17 protein-coding genes are annotated in these 19,068 nt (G+C 67.3%); 7 read left to right on the top strand and 10 right to left on the bottom strand.

The window, feature by feature from the left end; genetic code table 11:
- Positions 1-32: 32 nt before the first annotated feature.
- A complete protein-coding gene (locus tag AB0I04_RS51885; protein ID WP_360903285.1) occupies positions 33-2,720 on the top strand; it encodes a beta-N-acetylglucosaminidase domain-containing protein in 2,688 nt (895 codons plus the stop codon).
- A gap of 399 nt (positions 2,721-3,119) precedes the next feature.
- On the opposite strand, the gene AB0I04_RS51880 is transcribed toward AB0I04_RS51885, so the two are convergent.
- Entirely contained in the window at positions 3,120-3,947 is an 828-nt protein-coding gene (locus tag AB0I04_RS51880) for a substrate-binding domain-containing protein (RefSeq protein ID WP_360903282.1), read from the bottom strand.
- On the opposite strand from AB0I04_RS51880, the gene AB0I04_RS51875 reads away from it, so the two are divergent.
- On the top strand, positions 3,919-4,623 hold the full coding sequence (locus AB0I04_RS51875) for a carbohydrate ABC transporter permease (RefSeq protein ID WP_360903279.1): 705 nt from the start codon (positions 3,919-3,921) through the stop codon (positions 4,621-4,623). The two genes, AB0I04_RS51880 and AB0I04_RS51875, sit on opposite strands and share 29 nt — an antisense overlap.
- 138 nt (positions 4,624-4,761) lie before the next feature.
- On the opposite strand, the gene AB0I04_RS51870 is transcribed toward AB0I04_RS51875, so the two are convergent.
- The 3 genes from AB0I04_RS51870 to AB0I04_RS51860 all read right to left on the bottom strand — a co-directional run bounded on the left by AB0I04_RS51870 (position 4,762) and on the right by AB0I04_RS51860 (position 7,346).
- A complete protein-coding gene (locus AB0I04_RS51870; RefSeq protein ID WP_360903276.1) occupies positions 4,762-5,166 on the bottom strand; it encodes a hypothetical protein in 405 nt (134 codons plus the stop codon).
- A gap of 136 nt (positions 5,167-5,302) precedes the next feature.
- Positions 5,303-6,379 (bottom strand): integrase core domain-containing protein, encoded by a 1,077-nt coding sequence (locus AB0I04_RS51865; RefSeq protein WP_360903273.1) that lies wholly within the window; start codon positions 6,377-6,379, stop codon positions 5,303-5,305.
- 385 nt (positions 6,380-6,764) lie between these two features.
- Positions 6,765-7,346 carry a dihydrofolate reductase family protein gene (locus AB0I04_RS51860; protein WP_360903270.1) on the bottom strand — a complete coding sequence of 194 codons (582 nt, stop codon included), beginning with the start codon at positions 7,344-7,346 and terminating at the stop codon, positions 6,765-6,767.
- A gap of 226 nt (positions 7,347-7,572) precedes the next feature.
- Between AB0I04_RS51860 and AB0I04_RS51855 the strand changes: the two genes are divergently transcribed.
- Both AB0I04_RS51855 and AB0I04_RS51850 read left to right on the top strand, forming a co-directional pair.
- Positions 7,573-8,637, top strand: a complete 1,065-nt coding sequence (locus AB0I04_RS51855) for a sigma-70 family RNA polymerase sigma factor (RefSeq protein ID WP_360903267.1) — start codon at positions 7,573-7,575, stop codon at positions 8,635-8,637.
- Positions 8,638-8,705: 68 nt separating this feature from the next.
- Positions 8,706-9,455 carry an SDR family oxidoreductase gene (locus tag AB0I04_RS51850; RefSeq protein ID WP_360903264.1) on the top strand — a complete coding sequence of 250 codons (750 nt, stop codon included), beginning with the start codon at positions 8,706-8,708 and terminating at the stop codon, positions 9,453-9,455.
- Positions 9,456-9,460: 5 nt separating this feature from the next.
- On the opposite strand, the gene AB0I04_RS51845 is transcribed toward AB0I04_RS51850, so the two are convergent.
- Positions 9,461-9,961 carry a transposase family protein gene (locus AB0I04_RS51845; RefSeq protein WP_360903261.1) on the bottom strand — a complete coding sequence of 167 codons (501 nt, stop codon included), beginning with the start codon at positions 9,959-9,961 and terminating at the stop codon, positions 9,461-9,463.
- A 98-nt stretch (positions 9,962-10,059) separates the two neighbouring features.
- Positions 10,060-11,112: an IS110 family transposase gene (locus AB0I04_RS51840; protein ID WP_360903258.1), complete on the bottom strand. Its 1,053-nt coding sequence runs from the start codon at positions 11,110-11,112 to the stop codon at positions 10,060-10,062.
- Between the two features lie 305 nt (positions 11,113-11,417).
- Between AB0I04_RS51840 and AB0I04_RS51835 the strand changes: the two genes are divergently transcribed.
- Positions 11,418-12,659 carry an IS256 family transposase gene (locus tag AB0I04_RS51835; protein ID WP_360903255.1) on the top strand — a complete coding sequence of 414 codons (1,242 nt, stop codon included), beginning with the start codon at positions 11,418-11,420 and terminating at the stop codon, positions 12,657-12,659.
- Positions 12,660-12,855: 196 nt separating this feature from the next.
- Here the strand turns inward: AB0I04_RS51835 and AB0I04_RS51830 are convergent, their stop codons facing one another.
- The 3 genes from AB0I04_RS51830 to AB0I04_RS51820 all read right to left on the bottom strand — a co-directional run bounded on the left by AB0I04_RS51830 (position 12,856) and on the right by AB0I04_RS51820 (position 14,877).
- Positions 12,856-13,422, bottom strand: coding sequence for a hypothetical protein (locus AB0I04_RS51830; RefSeq protein ID WP_360903252.1), 567 nt, complete (start codon positions 13,420-13,422; stop codon positions 12,856-12,858).
- A gap of 380 nt (positions 13,423-13,802) precedes the next feature.
- Positions 13,803-14,240, bottom strand: a complete 438-nt coding sequence (locus tag AB0I04_RS51825) for a hypothetical protein (protein WP_360903249.1) — start codon at positions 14,238-14,240, stop codon at positions 13,803-13,805.
- Positions 14,241-14,451: 211 nt separating this feature from the next.
- Entirely contained in the window at positions 14,452-14,877 is a 426-nt protein-coding gene (locus AB0I04_RS51820; protein ID WP_360903246.1) for a MarR family transcriptional regulator, read from the bottom strand.
- A gap of 107 nt (positions 14,878-14,984) precedes the next feature.
- Here AB0I04_RS51820 and AB0I04_RS51815 point away from each other — a divergent pair, with 107 nt between their 5' ends.
- Positions 14,985-15,878 carry an MBL fold metallo-hydrolase gene (locus AB0I04_RS51815; protein WP_360903243.1) on the top strand — a complete coding sequence of 298 codons (894 nt, stop codon included), beginning with the start codon at positions 14,985-14,987 and terminating at the stop codon, positions 15,876-15,878.
- A 63-nt stretch (positions 15,879-15,941) separates the two neighbouring features.
- Positions 15,942-17,186 (top strand): MFS transporter, encoded by a 1,245-nt coding sequence (locus AB0I04_RS51810; RefSeq protein WP_360903240.1) that lies wholly within the window; start codon positions 15,942-15,944, stop codon positions 17,184-17,186.
- Between the two features lie 361 nt (positions 17,187-17,547).
- Here AB0I04_RS51810 and AB0I04_RS51805 read toward each other — a convergent pair whose 3' ends face one another.
- Positions 17,548-18,909 (bottom strand): lysyl oxidase family protein, encoded by a 1,362-nt coding sequence (locus tag AB0I04_RS51805; RefSeq protein ID WP_360903237.1) that lies wholly within the window; start codon positions 18,907-18,909, stop codon positions 17,548-17,550.
- Positions 18,910-19,068: the final 159 nt, after the last annotated feature.

Below are 19,068 nucleotides of genomic sequence, written 5' to 3'. Positions count from 1 at the left end.
CTCCTTACCCACAATGACGCCAGGAGGGCGCTTTGCAGCGGAGGTATGTTCCACCACTCATCAGGCGGGCGGCGGTCGCGGTCGCGCTTGCGATCTGCGCGGCAGTGCCCGTGCTGCCCGGCGTGACGGTGAACGCCGAGGCCGGCGTTCCGCAGATCTATCCGGTCCCGCGGTCGCTGATCAAGGGCACCGGCCATGTGACCGTCACCCCCAGGGTCGCGGTGATCGCGGGGCCGTCCGCGGACGCATCGGCGATCGCCGTCACCGAGGCTGCGTTGCGCGCCGCCGGGGCGCGGACCTTTCTGCGTACCGGCGCGCCCGCCCCTGGGGAGCTGACCGTGTACATCGGTGGGCCGAGTGAGACGCCGGCGTCGGCGGGCGCCCTGAGCGCGCTCGGCCTGCCCGGCACCGGCGGCCTGTCCGCCGAGGGCTACGAACTCGGTGCCGGCCGCCAGCGCATCGTGCTCGCCGGGGCCGACGCAGGGGGAACCTTCTACGCTGCCCAGACGCTTCGCCAGATCCTTGAGCCCACCGGACGCTCCGTACGTCGCAGCTTCACCGGCCTCGCCGTGCGGGACTGGCCGTCGACCGCGTTGCGTGGTGTGATCGAGGGCTTCTACGGCACTCCTTGGTCGGATCCGGCGCGCCTGGACCAACTCGACTTCTACGCCGCGCACAAGATGAACATCTACGTGTACTCGCCCAAGGACGATCCGTACCTGCGGTCGCGGTGGCGTGACCCGTACCCCGCGGACAAGCTCGCGGTGATCAAGACGCTGGTCGACCGGGCCACCGCCGACCATGTGGCCTTCACCTACGCCCTCTCACCTGGCCTGTCCGTCTGCTACAGCTCCGACGCCGATGAGAGTGCACTGGTCACCAAGTTCCAGACGCTGTGGGACATCGGCGTACGCTCCTTCGCGATCCCTTTGGACGACATCAGCTACACGAGCTGGAACTGCGCTGCCGACAAGGCGAGGTTCGGTACCGGCGGCGGCGCGGCCGGGGCGGCGCAGGCGTACCTGCTCAACCGGGTACAGCGCGACTTCATCGCCACCCATCCTGGCGCCAAGCCCCTGCAGATGGTGCCGACGGAGTACTACGACACCTCGCCGAGCCCCTATAAATCCGCCATCGCCAAGCAGTTGGATCCGAACGTGCTGGTCGAGTGGACCGGCGAGGGGGTGATCGCGAAGGCCATCACCACCGCCCAGGCGCAGCAGGCGGCGCAGGTCTTCGGGCACAAGATTCTCGTCTGGGACAACTACCCGGTCAACGATTACGCCTCCAATCGACTGTTCCTCGCCCCGTACACGGGTCGCGAGCCAGGGGTGACCGGGCAGTTGGCCGGCCTGACGGCGAACCCGATGATCGAGCCGTACGCGTCAAAGGTCGCGCTGTTCACTGTCGCGGACTACCTCTGGGATTCCGGCGCCTACGATCCGGACCGTTCCTGGAATGCCTCGCTGGCAGAATTCGCAGGCGGTGACCCGGCGGCCACCGCTGCACTGCGGACCTTCGCCGACCTCAGCTACAGCTCGCCTCTCGGCACTCCGCAGGCCCCCCAGCTCGCCTCGGCGATAAAACGGTTCTGGGCCGAATGGCCGACCGACCCGTCCAAAGCGGTGATCGATCTGCGCCCGTACCTCACCGAGGTCGAGCATGCGCCCGCCGAGTTGCGCGGGCGTCTGCCGAAGTCGCAGCAAGGGTTCCTCGCCGACACCACGGCATGGCTGGATGCCACGCAGGACTGGGGCAAGGCCATGGTCACCGCTGTGGACATGCTCGACCGGCAACGCACCGGGCACTCGTCTGCCGCCTGGGCCGAACGGCAGCAATTGTCCACGCTGGTCAAAGAGGCCACCGGGCACGGGGTACTGGTCGGTGACGGGGTGGCGGACACCTTTGTGAAGACCGCGGAGAACGAGTACGCCTCCGCCCTGAACATCGTGCCCACCCGCCCTGCCGCGACCACCTCGATGGGCACCTACCAGAACAATGTTCCGGCAAACCTCGCCGACGGCGACCCCAATACCTTTTACTGGTCAGACGGGCCGCCGACGGTGGGCGACTACGTCGGCGTGGACCTTGGCTCGGTACGGCCGGTCAGCAGCGTGGACATTCTCATGTCCAAACCGACAAGCGACCAGGACTACATCCACCAGGGAACGCTGGAATACTCCGCCGACGGCACGACCTGGCACTCACTCGGCGACTTCAGCAATACGACCGAGGTGAAGGCGACCGCCCCGGCCGGCACCACTGCCCGCTACGTACGTCTGCGCGCCACCGCGACGCAAGGAAACTGGGTCGTGGTACGCGAGTTCACGGTAACCCCGTCGATCCCGATCCCCACGGTGTCCGGCACGCCGGCAGCGGCGACCGGCTCTTCACTCGCCGCCGCAGCCGACGGCGACCTGGACACCTCCTACCAGGGTGCGAACGCCCCTGCCTCAGGTGACGCGCTTACGGTAGCGCTGCCATCCGCAAAGCCCCTGGGCTCGGTGCTGATCCTGCAACCCGGTGCCGGGACGGCGAGCGCCACGGTTCAGCTGCTCGTCGGCGGCACCTGGCGCACCATCGGGCACCTCACGGCCGGCCGGTCCTACACCCTGCTGCCCGCGCACGGCGTTAAGACCACCGCCGTGCGCCTGTCATGGAACGAGGGGAGCCCGGCGCCGAAGATATCCGAGATCGTGCCGCAGTACGTGCCGCAATGATCCCAGAACAGGCTCGGCAGGGATCCGGACAGGCAGACCTGTGAGGAAGATCGTGTAAATCTGTGATCTAAGAGTGGGACGGGACCGGTGGCCCCGTCCCACGAGAAAGCACAGATCACAGGCTGAGCCTGTCCGTACGGCAGAACCGACCCGCGCGTGGCCACGGTCGACCGATCGGTAGATATCGAGGGCATCCGGAAAGCGGCGGAAGCGAGCCGCACGTAGAGCCAGGCGGGAGGCGCGTGGTCCGGGGGCCATGATGACCAAGTTTGCGTTTTTAGAATTTGTGTCGGCCGGCTGATCGCCGGATGGCCCAGCTGCGCTTTAAGTGCCCATCGGAACGGAGGCGAAGCCTGCGGTGGCGCTTCTCGCGATGTACGCGCGCGGGAGCGGTCGGGTTCAGGGACGTACCTCGCCGGAGCCTCGGACGACGAGCTCGACCGGCATGACGATCTGCTGCGGACGGCGCCTCGGGTCGCGAACCCGGCCGAGCAGCAGTTCGACGGCTGTACGGCCGAGCTGGGAGATGTCGTAGCGCACGACGGTCACGCCTGGGGAGAACACCTCGGCGAAGGCGAAGTCGTCGAAACCGACGAGGGCGATCGGGTCGGCGGGGCGCTGCTTGAGCACCTGCAGGACGCCTGTTGCGGCGCGGTTGTTGGTGGCGAAGAACGCTGTGGGCGGATCCGGATCCTCCAGCAGCCGCGTCACCTCGCCACGTACGTGCGGCGGGTCGAACGCCTCGAAGACCACGAGCGACTCGTCGACGCCGGCGCCCGCCTCGCGCAGGGCGTCACGGTACCCCTCGGCACGCTCGTGCACCGACGGATACCGGCGAGCGTCGGAAACCAGGCCGATCCGCCGATGCCCCCGCGCGAGCAGGTGCTCGGTGGCCAGACGGCCGCCGGTGGCGTTGTCGAGCACGACGCCGTCGGCACCGGGGACCCCGTCCGGCACCCGGTCGACGAAGACGGCGGTCAGGCCGCTGGCGAGGTGTTCGGCCAGCCAGGAGTGGCCACCCGGCCCGGGCACGATGATCAGTGCGTCGGCGCCGTGGGCGAACATCGACTCGACCAGCATCCGCTCCCGCTCACCGCGTTCCTCGTAGCTGCCGTAGACGACGAGCGCGTTGTGCTCGGTGGCGGCGTTCTCCACGGCGCCTGCCAGCAGCGAGTAGAACTCGTTGGAGATGTTCTCGATGACCAGGCCGATGGTGAGCATGGACATCCCGCTCGCTCTTTACCGGGAGCTGTTCGGCTTCGCGAGCTTCGGGACCTACCTCGGCAACAGCCTTCTCGTCTCGCTGGTGTCGGCCGCCGTGGTCACCGCGATCGGCGTGCTGGGCGGCTACGTGCTGGCGAGGTTCGACTTTCCCGGACGCGGAGCGATCATGCTGGCGTTCCTGGTGACGCAGATGATCCCGCTGTTCATCGCGCTGGGCCCGCTGTACCTCATGATGTCCGGCTTCGACCTGCTCAACAAGCTGAGCGGGCTGATGCTGGTGTACGTCGCGATGCTCGTGCCGTTCTCGACCATCATCATGCGCGGCTTCTACGAGCGGATCCCGCCGGCCTTGGAGGAGGCGGCCATGGTCGACGGCTGCTCGCGGCTGATGGCGCTGGTCCGCGTCATCGTCCCGGTGATGATGCCCGGCATCGCGGCGACCTTCATCTTCGCCTTCGTCCAGTGCTGGAACGAGTTGTTCCTCGCCATCACGTTCATCGACAGCGAGGACGCCAAGACGATCCCGGTCGCGATGAACTCCTTCATCACGCAGTACGACATCGACTGGGGCGCCATGTCGGCCGCCACCGTCGTGTCGGTGATTCCCACGCTGGTGCTGTTCGGCTTCGCCCGTCGGTACATCGTCGAGGGCCTCACCTCCGGCGCGGTCAAGGGCTGACGCGACGGCTATGAGCCAGAAGAGGAGGGTCTCGGGGACGACGCCACGGAGGTCGCCGATCTGCGCAGGTGCTTACAGCGGGAGGCATGGCAGTGGGCCCTGGCCTACCGGGCGAAGAACGGGGCCGCCAGGCCGGGGTCAGGGGAGTATGCGTCCGTTGGGGTTGCGGCGGCGCTGCTCCTTCTCCGCCTTCTTGCGGGCTTTGGTGGAGGCGTCCAGTTCGGCGAGCAGGTCGGGGTCGATGTTGAGGCGGCCGCGGTCGCTCGCAGAGACGGACAAGCCGCCCCAGGTGGTGACCGCGCTGACGCCGGGGTAGCGCTGAGCCGCCTTGGCCTTCTCGGGCTCGTTGTCGCGGGGTGGGCGGCCTAGCAGGTCGGTGTGGCAGGCCAGTACGGCCTCGACCAGGCCGGCGCCGTACCGGTTCCTGGCTATCCGGTGCAGGCCGTCCCATTTGAAGCCGGCCTTCTTCAGTGCCCGCTTCTGGAAGAAGCCCATGCCGTCGAGGAGGCGGGTCACCTCCTCCGGGCCCAGCGCGTTGTCCATGGGGTGATCCTAGGACCGACCAAGGGGGTGCGCCTCAGTGGCCACAGTCGGACGGCTCCTGCCACTCCCGCCGTCGTCCGGGAGGAAGGCCCCGTACAGAACCCCACTCCTGTGGGTGCCCGTAATTCGGCTAGCCCTATGCGACCTGGGCGTATTCGTGTAGGAGGCCGCCGAGTCTGTCTCGCCTGGTGATCTTCATATCGGTGTCGGCGCCGGCTTGGGCGGGGTTGGGGAGTGGTCGGAGTGGGCTGGAATGGTTCAGCGCCCGGTGTGGCCGGTGGTTGTTGTAGTGGGACTCGTATTCGGCGAGGATCTTGCGCAGGTGGCGGGCGTTGACGATGAGGGTCCGGTCGAGGAGTTCGCGGCGTACGCTGCCGACCCAGCGTTCGGTGATCGCGTTCATCCGTGGAGCCTGCGGAGCGGTGAGCACCACATCGATCCCCTCGGTGCGGAAGACCTCGTCGAACATCGCGGTGAACTTCGCGTCGCGGTCACGAATCAAGAATTTGAAGCCGCCTGCCCGGTCACCCAGGTCGAGGATCAGGTTCTTGGCCTGCTGGGTGACCCAGTCGGCGGTCGGGTTGGCGGTGACGCCCAGGATATGGACGCGGCGTGTGGCGTGCTCGACGACGGCGAAGCAGTAGAGCCGCGCCAAGGTGATCGTGTCGGTGTGGAAGAAGTCACAAGCCAGGATCCCGGATGCCTGGGCACGCAGGAACTGGCCCCAGCTCGGCCCGGATCGTCGTGGCGCCGGGTCGATGCCGGCCTTGTGCAGGATCCTCCAGACCGTGGCAGCGCCGACGTTCCGGCCCAGCCCGGCGAGTTCCCCGGCGATCCGGCGGTACCCCCATGTCGGGTTCTCCGCGGCCAGGCGCAACACCAGCGAGCGGATCGTCGGGCGCGTCGGCGGGCGGCCCGGTGTCTTGCACTTGTAGGTCCAGCGGTGCTTGACCAGATCGGCATGCCAGCGCAGAAGCGTGCCGGGCGTGACCATCAGCACGATCCGGCGTGGCTTCGGAAGCAGCCGGGTCAGTGCGGAGATCAGGGCACGATCGGCCCACGATGGTCTGGGCCGGGCGACCTGACGGCGTAACACTGCTAGCTGGTGCCGCAGCACCAGAATCTCGGCCTCCTTGGAGACATCCGAGCGCAGGAGCAGAGCGATGGCGCCGAGGAGCTTGATGAAGATCAGATAGACGAGTCGCAAGGCCACGAACCCGGATCCTGCCGCGCTCGGGCGGCGCTTGTATGCCAAATGAGAAGTCCCAGGTCACAGGCAGTGGCCGAATTCTGGGCTCCCACAGGCGCGTTCCATGCCCGCAAGCGTAGAGAAAAGGGTGCAGGAACCGGACGGAAGGTCACACAGACCCCATACACCACTCCCGTGGACGTGAACGGCCTATCCGACCTATACGTTGGGGTCGACCGAGCATCCACACTCGAAACCAGGTGGTGGGTGCGCCGGAGGCGCACCCACCACTTAACTACCGACCAGGGTCGGTGGATTCAGGCTTGGGTCTCCGGTCCTGCCCGCCGCGACAGACCTGGGCGTACAAACCCGCAGCCACCGTTCTCGACGGCCCCGCGATCGAACTCCGTCACCGCCCGATTCCGTACACCAGGCTCAACCGGCCCTCCGGCAACTGCTCGACCTTCTGCAGCTCCATCGCGTGCCGCGCCGACGACGAGAACAACGCCTTGCCCTCGCCCACGATCAGCGGATAGACGATCAGGCGCAGCTCGTCCACCAGACCGGCGTCGATGGCGGCACCCACGATCGCCGAGCCGCCAATCAGGTAGATGTCCTTGCCTTGTTCCTGCTTCATCGCCGCCACGGCGCCCAGGTCCGCCAGGATCTGGGCGTTCGGCCACGTCACCGACGTGAGCGTGCTCGACACCACGTAATGCGGGGTCTTCGCCGCGAACTCGGACCATTCGACATCCGCCGCCGTGGGCACGTGCCCGCTCAGCGGGTGAACCTCGTCGGGCGCGGCCGCGACCTGCGTCCAGTACTGCTCGTACAGCGGATACATCCCTCCGCCGAGCACGCACGCATCGATCTGCGTCGTCAGCCACGAGCCGTAGTCGTCCGGCCAGCCGTCCACCCAGTCCGGGTATCCGTCCGGCCCTGCGTACTTCCCATCGGCCGAGATCTTGAAAGCTGCGATGACCCTACGCATGGTTGTCGTCTCCTGCTCTTCGACAAGCTCGATTTCGGTGTTCGTTGTAGTGATCCGAGAGATCCCGAAAACTCACCGCCGAGCGGAATCCGAGCCGGCTGGGGGTCCCGGCCTGGACGAGACCGTGGCAGTGTCGATCACCGCGCGACGGCTCCGGCGATGAGTTTTCCGTGTCGGCGGGATCAATACCTCAGAGACACCTAGGAGCACTCGCATTGGAGAGACAATGTCCACACGAACCGCCGTAGTCACCGGAGAAAGTCGTGGATTCGAGAGCGTGGCCGTGTCGATCGATGGCGAGGAGTTCGCGGTCCTGTTCGCGCCGTACCGCCGGGAGTTGCTGGTGCACTGCTACCGCATGCTCGGCTCGGTGCACGACGCGGAGGATGTGGTTCAGGAGACGTATCTGCGGGCCTGGCGCTCGATCGGTGGCTTCGAGGGCCGGTCCAAGCTCCGGCATTGGCTCTACCGGATCGCTACGAATGCCGCTTTGCGGGAGCTGGAGAAGGGCCATCGCCGCTCGCTGCCATCCGGCTTGGGCAATCCGGTCGAGGAACCCACCGGCGACCACACGCTCGAACGTCTAGAGATTCCGTGGTTGGAACCGATCCCGACCGCACTCGGGCACCCGGCATCAGAACCACAGGATCCCGCAGATGCCGTTGCGCAACGGCAGAGCATCAGGCTGGCGTTCGTGGCGGCACTTCAGCATCTGCCGCCACGGCAACGCGCCGTGTTGCTGCTGCGCGACGTGCTGGCGTTTCGAGCGTCGGAGGTCGCCGGACTGCTCGACATCAGCCCCGCGGCGGCCAACGGTTTGCTGCAGCGCGCCAGGGACAAACTGGCAGAAGCCGCACCATCCGAGCAAACCGTCAGCGACACACTCGGACCCGATCAACAGCAGACTTTGGATGCATACATGGCCGCGTTCGAGCGTGCCGACATTCCGGGCTTGCAGCGCATTTTGCTGGCCGACGCCTCCCTGGAGATGCCGCCACTGTCGACCTGGTTCTCCGGCCGTGCCGCCATCATCGGCTTCTGGAAGTCGCGGATTCTCACGGGGCCCGGCCGGTTCCGAGTGGTCGCCACCTCGGCCAACGGCCAACCTGCTGCCGCCATGTACGAGCGGCACGCCGACGGTTCCTACCATGCTGACGCGCTCCAGGTGCTCACGCCCGCACCCGGCGGGATCGCGCGAATAGTCGTGTTCCTCCAGCCCGCGGTATTCGAACTGTTCGATCTTCCGATGACCATCGACCATGAAGGATCCGCTCACGACACAGCCACGTGACGTCTGCGGCGATGAGTTTCCCACGTCGGCGGGATCAGTACCTGTGAGACACCGGTCAGCATTCGCCCTTGGAGGAGACGATGTCCACCCGTACCGCCATAGTCACCGGAGCAAGCCGTGGATTCGGGCGTGCGACGGCAATCGCCCTGGTCAACGCAGGTGTCCACGTCATCGGTGTTGCTCGCGACCGGGAACAGCTGGATGCCGTGCAGAACGAGGCCGGGGCGGAGTTCACACCCGTTCCGGCCGACGCCGCAGACCCGGTCACCGCCGGCCGGCTCGTCGACACCTATCACCCCAACATCCTGGTCTTGAACGCAGGTGCGCACCCGCTGCTTCGGCCGCTGCACAAATACAGCTGGGAGACGTTCAGCAGCAACTGGGAGGTCGACGTCCGCCACGTATTCAACTGGACACGCGAGGCGCTGCTGGCCCCCCTGGATCCGGGGAGCACGGTGGTCACCGTCTCCAGCGGTGCCGCACTTCAGGGGTCCTCGATCGGCGGCGGATACTCCGGAGCAAAGGCGACCATCCTGTTCATGACGGGATTCGCAGAAGAGGAATCGAACCGCGCGAAGCTCGGCATCCGATTCGTCTCGGCAGTACCCGGGCTCAACGCGGGCACAGCACTGGGACACGCCGCGGCCACCGCACATGCCCAGCGCGAAGGTGTCTCGCTCGACAGCTTCCTGCAGCGCCTCGATCCCACACTGACCCCCAAGCGAGTCGGTCAGGAAATCGCAACCCTGGCAACCGACAGCGAATTCGATTCCGGCGCCTACCGTGTCACGGCCAACGGACCGACACCCGTGGACTGACCCGATTATCCGCTGGCGTGGTCCAGGGCCGCGAGGAGATGGACCTTGCGCCCTGCCGCCTTGGCCGCACCGCGCAGGCTCTTGCCGTCCACGGCCAGACCGCGTGGCTTCCCGGCCGCAGTGGTCAGCGCTGCGCGGTCACCCAGCCACCGGCCCACCGCACAGTCGAACGCGTCACCGTCGATCCGGGTCAGCACCCGGCGGACGGTCGCCTCGTCGGGCACCCGATGTCGTCGGGTCAACGGGTCATAACGTGCGCCGAGCCGCTCCAGCACCTGCGGTGGAGCATCGGCGATCCACTCACCGATCGCCAGCAGCGAGGTGGCGTCGGCCAGTACTGCGCACGCCGAGAGGGCAAGCAGACCCACCAGAGCGTGCCGCACTCCACGTGGATCACGTGGATCGGGCACCTCGGCCAGGCACTCCAGCAACCCCGGCAGCTCGCCGGGTCCGGCTTCGGGCTGATCACGCAGTTGGTGAAGGGTAAGCGGAATCGGAGATGACACGTCGGCAGACACGGTCTTCCATCGAGATCACAGGGCGTCGAGAACTCCATGATCTTGAGGAACCGTGCCTGTTCGGGTTGCGTCCACTTGCTGCTATGTCAAGCGGCGAGGGTGTCGCGCTGGCTGGTTCGGTTGGCGTCGGTGAGGAGGGCTCGGTAAACGACGTCGGATAGTCGTCGTTTGAGTGCTCGGATGGCTTCGGAGGAGGTGTCGCCGTTGGTCCGCCGTTGTGTGAGGTAGGTGCGAGCGTCGGGGTGGTAGTGGGCCTGGGTGATCGCGATGCGGTGCAGCGCGGCGTTGAGTTGGCGGTTGCCGGTCCGGCTGAGGCGGTGGCGTTCTCGGTTGCCTGACCAGACCGGAAGAGGAGCCGTGCCGTTGTGGCGAGCCCAGGCGTGGCGGGAGCGGAATCTGCGTATGTCGGCGGTCTCGCCGACGATTTTGGCCGCGGTAAGGGCACCGCAGCCGGGGATGGCCAGCAGAGCAGGCGCCAGCTCGGCGATCTTGGCGGTGATCTCGGCGTCGAGGCTGGTAATCCGGGTCGTGAGCTGGCGGCACCAGTCCACGAGCTCGCGACAGAGCATCGCGATGATGCCGGGCAGGCAGGCCAGCTTGTGAGTCAGCTCGTTCAAGTGTTTCGGGCGGTGCAGGCAGCGGGGCGGTGGCTGCCAGGCCGGATCGAGCTCGTGCAGGTGCCATCGGAGCCGGTTGATGATGCGGGTGCGTTCGGCGACGAGGTCCTCGCGGTGGTCGACCAGCAGCCGCACTTCCCGGCTGGGGCCGTCGAGCTGAGCGGTGGGCAGATCCGGCTCACGCAGCGCGGCGCGGGCGACGGCGAGGGCGTCGATGGGGTCGGACTTGCCGTAGCTGCGGGCGGCGTCGCGGGCGTGGGCCATGAGCTTGGGTGGGACGCGCACGATGCGCTCACCGGCGCCGAGCAGATCGCGTTCCAGACGCCGGGACAGGTGCCGGCAGTCTTCGACAGCCCACAGCCGCTCATCGCCGAACCGTTCGGCCCATGCCAGCAGCGCCAGATGGTCGGCGGTGGCTGTGCCGAGGGTGCGTTCGCCGAGCTTGCGTCCGAGCTGATCCACCGCGACGACGGTGTGGCTGCGCTTGTGCGCGTCGATGCCGAGTACGACCACTGTGTCCATCCTCCTTCAACAGCCGGGGGAACCGGACCGGTCGGAGGGCACACCTCAGTCGGGGCCATCAGCGCCACGCTCCTATCAAGCCACACCGACCGACCGGTCCAGCGCGTCTCGGGCCGCACAAGTGGACCTGGCCACCAAACAACGGGGCAGGACGTGGTGGAGCGAGCCCTCAACACGCCGAACAGCCTGATACTGACGGACGTGGTGTACGAGTTTCCGCTGATCAGAGGCGTGGCGTCGTGAACTGAGACGGCCATCGCGTGATCCTTCGAGATGCGAAGTCAAGATCGATGGAGACCAACGCGATGGCCGTCAGTGACAGTGTGGACCCTGCCGGGTGGTTCGCCGAGCAGCTCGGGGCGTGTGAGCCGGATCTGCTGCGGAAGATGGTCAAGACCATGGCCGAAGCGCTCATGAGCGCCGAGGCCGATGCCTTGTGCGGTGCTGAGTACGGGCAACGCTCGGGCGAGCGTGTCAACCGCCGCAACGGCTACCGGGAGCGGGACTGGGACACCCGCGCGGGCACGATCGAGCTGGCGATCCCGAAGCTGCGCAGCGGGTCATACTTCCCCGAGTGGCTGCTGGAACGCCGCCGCCGGGCCGAACAGGCCCTCGTCTCGGTCATCGCCACCTCCTATGTGCTGGGGGTCTCGACCCGGCGGGTGGACAAGCTGGTCGACCAGCTGGGCATCAAGCACATCTCCAAGAGCCAGGTCAGCGAGATGGCCAAGGTCCTGGACGCCCAGGTCACCGCGTTCCGGAACCGGACGTTGGACGCCGGTCCGTACTCCTTCGTCTGGATGGACGCCCTGACCCAGAAGGTCCGCGAAGGCGGCCGCACCGTCAACGTCCACGTGCTCGTGGCGACCGGCGTGAACGCTGACGGGCACCGGGAGATCCTCGGGATCGAGGTCACCTCCGCCGAAGACGGCGCCGGCTGGCTGGCGTTCGTGCGCGGGCTGATCGCCCGCGGCCTGACCGGGGTCCAGCTCGTCATCTCCGATGCCCACCGCGGCCTGGTCGAGGCCATCGCCGCCACGCTGCCCGGCGCGTCCTGGCAGCGCTGCCGGACGCACTACCTGCGGAATCTGCTGACCAAGGTCCCCAAATCGGCCCAGCCGTGGGTGGCCACGCTGGTGCGGACCATCTTCGACCAGCCCGCCGCCGAAGAAGTCCATGCCCAGCACGGCCGGGTGGTGGCCAGTCTGGAGGCCAAATATCCCGACGCCGCCGCGCACCTGGACGAGGCCCGTGATGACCTGCTGGCCTTCACCGGCTTCCCACGCGAGATCTGGCGGCAGATCTGGTCCAACAATCCTCAGGAACGGCTGAACAAGGAGATCCGGCGCCGCACCGATGTGGTCGGGATCTTCCCCGACCGGGCCGCGATCATCCGCCTGGTCGGCGCGGTGCTGATGGAACAAACCGACGAATGGACCGAAGCCCGCCGCTACATGGGCCTGGAATTCCTCGCCAAAGCCCGCCTACGACTCGTGGATGGCGAAACGCCGGACGAGAACCCGGCTCCGCAGGCGATCACCGCTTAACCTGCAGAAACGGATCACGCGAAGGCTGGCTCATACACCACCCGCGTGGACGTGACCCCTGTTCGCATCCCAGCACGACCACAGGCCACACCACGAACCGGACACAGAACCGCGCGTGGGTCACCCCGGGTTCATTGGAGACTTGATCAGGAGGGAAGATCAAGTCATGGCTCGGAAGTCCCCTTACTCTGCGGAGCTACGCCGGCGGGCGGTGGCGATGGTCGCTGACGTGCGTAGCGAGTACGACACCGAATTCGCCGCGATGGATGCTGGACGGCAGGTCGTCCAGCACACCCTGCAGGCTGGAGACGGCCGCGACACCAACATCCAACTGCTTCGTCGTACGGGTCTTCACCTCCGGCGCGGTCACGACGGCCGGATCACGGCTGAGCCGGAACCCTAGAAAGTCCGCGCCCTGAACCGGCTGATTCGGGCGCTGCTTGTATCGGAGTTTCAGGATCGGCACACACCACCGATCGACCTTCCGGAATAGCGCCCCGCTGAGCGCCTCCCCCGAACTCACCGGTGCGGTCGGGAACTTATGCCTGGCCAGATGCTCGGCGACCTTGTGCATACCCAGGTCCCGGAAGGTGTCCTCAAGGAGCCGACGCTCAGCGGCCCCCACATAATTGCGGGCTAACTCCTTGCCCAGCCACGCACGAACAACCTCGCCATCGAGCGCATTATCAGCAGTGACCTCACGGACCGCCAGGACCAGTGACGTATCCGGAAGATCACGCGAGTTGAGCCAGGTCTCGAGCATACGCACACCCGTCCGGCCGACATGAACGAACCAACGTTACGGTACAAATGAGGCGGCAGACGACCAGACACCGCGCATCCCACTCCACAATCTGGCGAACAGCATCTACGGCAGCCCCAGCCCGCTGATCCCCACCGAAGCCGACATCGTGGAGATCGCCCGGGGCTTGCCCTGGCCACCACCGCAGCCCGTCCCCATGGGCTGAGAGCCAGAGCCATACTCCTCAACGTTGCAGTCCCGCATCCTCCTCCGCCTGGGTGACGAGCCCCGAGTCTCGGTCGGATATCTCCACCCGGACCTGAGTTGGGGGTGGGGTACCGGGACTATCCGGCCGAGGACTAGCGGTAGCGATCACCAGTCAACTTGGCCCACCGTTCCCTTCAGGAGCTGAGGGTGGCGTGCCATGAGGAGTCGCCGTGGATGGAGCGGGAGGATTGGTCGGGGTCCCAGCCGGTGACTCGGCGGCCGGTGATCCGGCGGATGGCGGTGGCGGCTGCGCGCTGCGCTGCGGTGACGGCGCGTGGCGAGAGCGTGCCGCCGTACCCGAAGTGGTCGTCTTCGACCTGCTGTCCGTCCGGGTCGTACAGGAACCAGCGGCCTTCGCTGCGCCACAGGGCGAAGTCGCCGCGGTCCCACGGTTGCACGGCCTGGCCGCTGACGGGGCGGTCCAGCCAGTCCAGCAGTGTGACTCGTTCGGCCTGTGAGCGCTGGCGGACGTCGGCCAGGGCTGCGGCGTCGGTCAGGCCGGCCAGCCCGGTCTCCAGCTCGGCCAGGAGCTGGTCGGCGGCCAGCGCCTCGGCCTGGACCGTGGCGCGCATCTGCTCACCGCGCCGGTCGCCGGGTTTCTGCGGCGCGGTGCATGCCCTGGGCTTCGATGACAACCGCCTCGCAGCTGATGCCGAATTCCTTGGCCAGCACGGATCTCCGTTCACTGGCTGTGGCGCACTCACGCAGTTGGTGCACCTGCTCGTCGGTGAGTGCGGGTTTGCGGCCGGTATAGACGCCTCCTTGAAGGCCCATCGGAGCGGGTCAGCGGATGAGGGCGCGGGCGAGGAGGCGCTGCAGGATGTCCTGCTCTTCGGGGGACAGAGGGGCAAGGGGGGAGTCTTCGGAGAGCAGGTCGAGGAGGCGTTCGCGAAGCTCGGTGCCCTTGGGGGTCAGGACGAGCTGCTTGGCACGGCGGTCGTCGGGGTGTGGGTGGCGTTCGAGGTAGCCCTGCTCTTCGAGGCGGTCGGCGACGAAGGTGGCGTTGGAGGGCTCGCAGCTCATCCGGCCGGCGAGTTCGCGCAAGGTCATGGGGCGGGTCAGCTCGCGCAGCGCGGCGCCTTGGGAGGCGGTCAGGCCGAGGGTGGCCGCGCGGGCCCGAAGGTGGGCTTCGATCTGATTGGCCAGGCCGTTGACCAGCCCGCACAGCTGGCGGTCGGTTTGGGTTCGGGTCTCGCGCTCAGTGGCCACAGCCCTGAGTTTACTGCAACTCGGATGATTGCAATTAGAACTGTTCTAGTTGTAATTTCTCCTCGTGTCGCCGCCCGACGACACCGTTCCGAGAACGAGGCAGGACCATGACCACAACGACCGTTTTCGACCGCGCGCGGCTGAGCAGTGCACCGCGCGCTCGTTCACTCCGCATGGGCGACCTGACGATCAGTTACGTCCCGGACGGGCTGGTCCGGCTCAAGCCGCGCGGCTGGCTGCCCGCCGCCACCGCCACCGACTGGGCGACCTACCGCGACCACCTCGACGACGACGGCTTTCTGGTCGCAGGCATCGGCGCGCTGCTGGTCGAGCGAGGTGACCGGGCGCTGCTCATCGACACCGGGTTCGGACCCGAGTCTTACCCCGACGACCCGGCCAACCCGCTGCTGGGACGGTTGTACGGCGGTGAGCTGCTGGACGGCCTGCGGCGGCTGGGCCGCGAGCCGCGCCAGATCGAGGCCGTCGCCATCACCCACTTGCACACCGACCACCTCGGCTGGGCCTGGACCACCGAGCCCGGCACCGACGCGCCGCCCTTCGCGCACGCCGCCCACTTCGTCGCGGCGCCCGAATGGGAGCGACGCGGCCTGGCCGCCGAGGGCGGGGCGACCGAGGAACGTCTGGCCGCCTTCGCAGACCGAGTCCGCGCGATCGAGGACGGCGAGGAGATCTTCCCCGGTGTCCGGGCCTCGTTCGCGGCCGGGCACACCGTCGGCCACACCACCTACACCATCACCGGCGGCGACCGGCGGCTCATCGCGTTCGGCGACGCCCTGCACGCGCCGGTCCAGGTCACCCACCCCGAATGGTCCTGCGGGATCGACCACGACCCCGGCGAATCCGCCGAGCACCGTCGCCGCCTGGTCGAAGAGCTGAGCCGCCCCGACACCATCGGCTACGGCGGCCACTTCGCCGACGTGGTCTTCGGACGCGCCGAACGCCGCCCCGACGGCCGGTTCACCTGGGTCCCCGTCGCCTGACCGTCCGCCACCGGTGGCGCGGTCCCTGGAACGGGCCGCGCCACCGCGCACCGAGGAGCCGCCATGATCACGGCCGCGCACCGTATCAACGAGCAGACCACCATCGCCGTTGTCCGCCCATGGCCTGCCATCACCGCCGCCGCGCTCACCGCGACCGTGACCGTGATGCCCGGATTCGCCATCGGGGCGATGGCCACGCCCATCGCTGCCGACCTGCACCTGTCACGCATGACACTCGGCCTGGCGATGAGCACCTTCTACGCGGCGTCCGCCCTGTCCTCCGGGCTCGCCAAACGCCTGGCCGGGCGGCTGGCCACGCCGCTCGCACTGGCGCTTCCCGCTTTGATCACCACGGCGAGCCTCCTGGTCGTCGCGACCGCGCCGAACGCGGCCGCGCTGGTCGGCGCGCTGATCGTGGCGGGTGCCGGCAACAGCCTCGTTCAGCCCGCCGCCGCCCGGCTCATCGCCGCCCGCGCCCCGGCCCACCGGCGCGCGCTGGCCTCCGGCATGGTCGGCGCGGCGCTCGGAGCATCCAGCCTGATCCCCGCGCTGCTGGTCGCATTCGTGGTCGGTCCGTGGGGCTGGCGCACCGCCATGCTCATCGCCTCCGCCACGGCCCTGATCCCGATCGTCCTCGCGCGGCTGACCCGCGACGCACCATCCACGACCGCACCGGTCGCCCGCCCACGATCGACAGGGGACCTGCGCGGCGTCCGCGCGACGCTGGTCCTATGGGCGGCAGCTGCGGCGCTGTCGGCTGCGGGCAACAACGCGGCCGCCTCCTACTTCATCCAGCTCGCCCACCAAGCCGGCTTCGCCTCCGGAACTGCGGGCGACCTGCTGTCGGCCAGCGCGATCCTGGCCGTCCTCGTCCGGCTGGCCGCCGGGGCCATCGCCGACCGCGCACCCCGCCACAACACCGCCACGGTGGCGGCGATGATGGTCCTCGGAGCCATCGGACTCGCCCTGATCGCCCTCGGCTCGCCGGTGTCCTTCCTGCTCGGCGCGATACTCGCCTTCACCGCCGGCTGGGGCTGGACGGGACTGCTGCTGGCCACCGCCCTGCGTCTCGTCCCCTGCCGCGCCGAGACCGCCGGACACACCGTCCAGGTCGGCGTCTTCAGTGGCGCGACCATCGCCCCGTACACCTTCGGCGAACTGACCAACACCCTCGGATTCACCACAGCCGCCCTCACCACCTCCGCAGCCGCACTGATGGGAGCCGCCCTGATCGTCCTCGGCGCAAAACTCGCCGACACCCCCCACACCGATCAGCGCAGCAGCACAACCTCATTCGACATGCCGTAACCAGGGCTGTGCTGGCTGTCCCCAAGGCGACGGTGCTGGCCACGCGCCAAGCGCGGCGTCGATCGGTCACGTCATCATCGGCGTCGAGATCGCGGGCTCGGCTGCTGTTCGGCGCCGCCCGAACTCCGGTACAGAGCACTTCGGGACATCCGTGCCGTCGACCGAACATCGATACCCGCCACCTACTTTGGGGCTGGGGTCACGTTCGGGAGTAGGAGGCCAACTGGCGCAGCTATCGCCCTACCTCACCGAGCACATCAACCGGTTCGGCATCTACCCACCGACGACTTGGCCATCAAGCTCGCCGCCTTCGACGCCTGGCCGAGATCGATTTTGACCCCGCGTCTTCGGGCTCGGTTGTTCATCCTTCTGGATCGATGCCGTTCCAGGCGGGCACCTTCACGGTGCGCTGGCCGGCTGTGCCCGAAAGGATCACCTTGCGCAGTGAGCTGTCGTTGGTGGTGGTGGTCTCGTGCAAGACTTTTTGGGGGTTGGCGGTGGTTTCCACGTAGTAAATGCCATTGGGGAGGTTGGTGATGTCGAAGGCTTGGCCGGCAACGTGCTGGAGGTAGGTGTCTCCCCAACCGACCGGCATCGTCTCCCGTACCCACAGGGCGGTCGGGGAGCCGCATTGGCCGGTGAATCCGATGGCTGGTGGTTGCCACGTCGCGTGCGGTAGGAGCAGGTTGACGGGGTCGGTAGGGCTGATACAAAATCCTACCTTGTTGCTTCGTAGAATGAGTTTTTTGTTGCTGTCGAGCAGGCGATATTCGGCGAATTTCTTGAAATGCCAATGGTCGTGTCCGGAGTCGGAATCGAAGCCCATCGTTCCGGCGCGAGCACGTCCGATGACATGGCCGTTTCGCCAAAAGTACTGGTAAGCGTCCATGGTTGGTGAGGCGTGCTGGCGGAAGCCTTCGATGTCGAGGGGGGAGTTGCCGCCCACCCAGACTGCGGCGGCGAAGCTCAGCAGATCCTTGCTCGCTTCGGTGCTGGTGCCGATCTGGAACGCGGGGAGCGGGATCAGGTCGGGAAGCGCGTTTTTAGGCGGCTCTTTCAGGTCTTGGGCCTGTGGCAGGGCCGGTAGCGTTTCGCTGTATGCACCCGGTCCTCGTGGCGGCGCCCATGGCGGAGGCGGCGAGGTCGTCGATATTGAGGGGGCCGGTCGCCGCGGTGCTGCCTGGTGCGGTGAGGCTGGCGAGCCGTTGACGACTGTGACGTTCACGCTTGCCGTGGCGTCGGCTGCCGTCAGGTGGAACAGGCGAATATAGGCGGGGGCGACCGTCTCGGTTACCCGATAAGTGCCTGTAGGCAATTGCAGAGGTATGGCGGACTGCAGCGGGTCGATCGCCCAGTCCTTCTGTACTCCCCATACCTGACCGAGAGGGAACGGGTCGTTAGCGCATTCCACGGGGTAGGGGGAAGTTGCCGGTGCGCTCGGAGACAACCGGTCCGGATCGGGAGAGTTGGGACAGAAGAACATCGGCACGGATGCCTGGAGCTTGCCACTGGCGTCTCGCACGGTCAGGTGGCCGAAGTCGTTCAGCCCAACCGGTACGTCAGGCAGCAGGTTTTTCGGTAGCTGCCGCTGCTTGATACCTGTGGGGTGCGGAAACTGGGTGAGTGCTGTGGATCTGTGCAGGTTGGTGGCTCGACCACGGTGAGGTAGCGGCCATCCTGGCTGGTTGTGTTCTGGTCCTTCCTGTACCTCATCCTCGGCCACGTCCTCCGACTCTGGCTCCTGCTGATGCGTGGTGACCGGAGCAAGGAAGTGGAGATCCTCGCGTTCCGGCATCAAGTCGCCGTCCTACGCCGTCACGTGCACCGTCCCGATCTCAATGATGCAGACCGTGCCCTGCTGGCGGCGCTCTCGCGGCTGTTG

Origin of the sequence: Actinoallomurus sp. NPDC050550, from assembly GCF_040655075.1 — a bacterium.
Taxonomy (GTDB): Bacteria; Actinomycetota; Actinomycetes; order Streptosporangiales; family Streptosporangiaceae; genus Actinoallomurus.
This window is presented reverse-complemented; position numbering and strand designations above follow the sequence as displayed.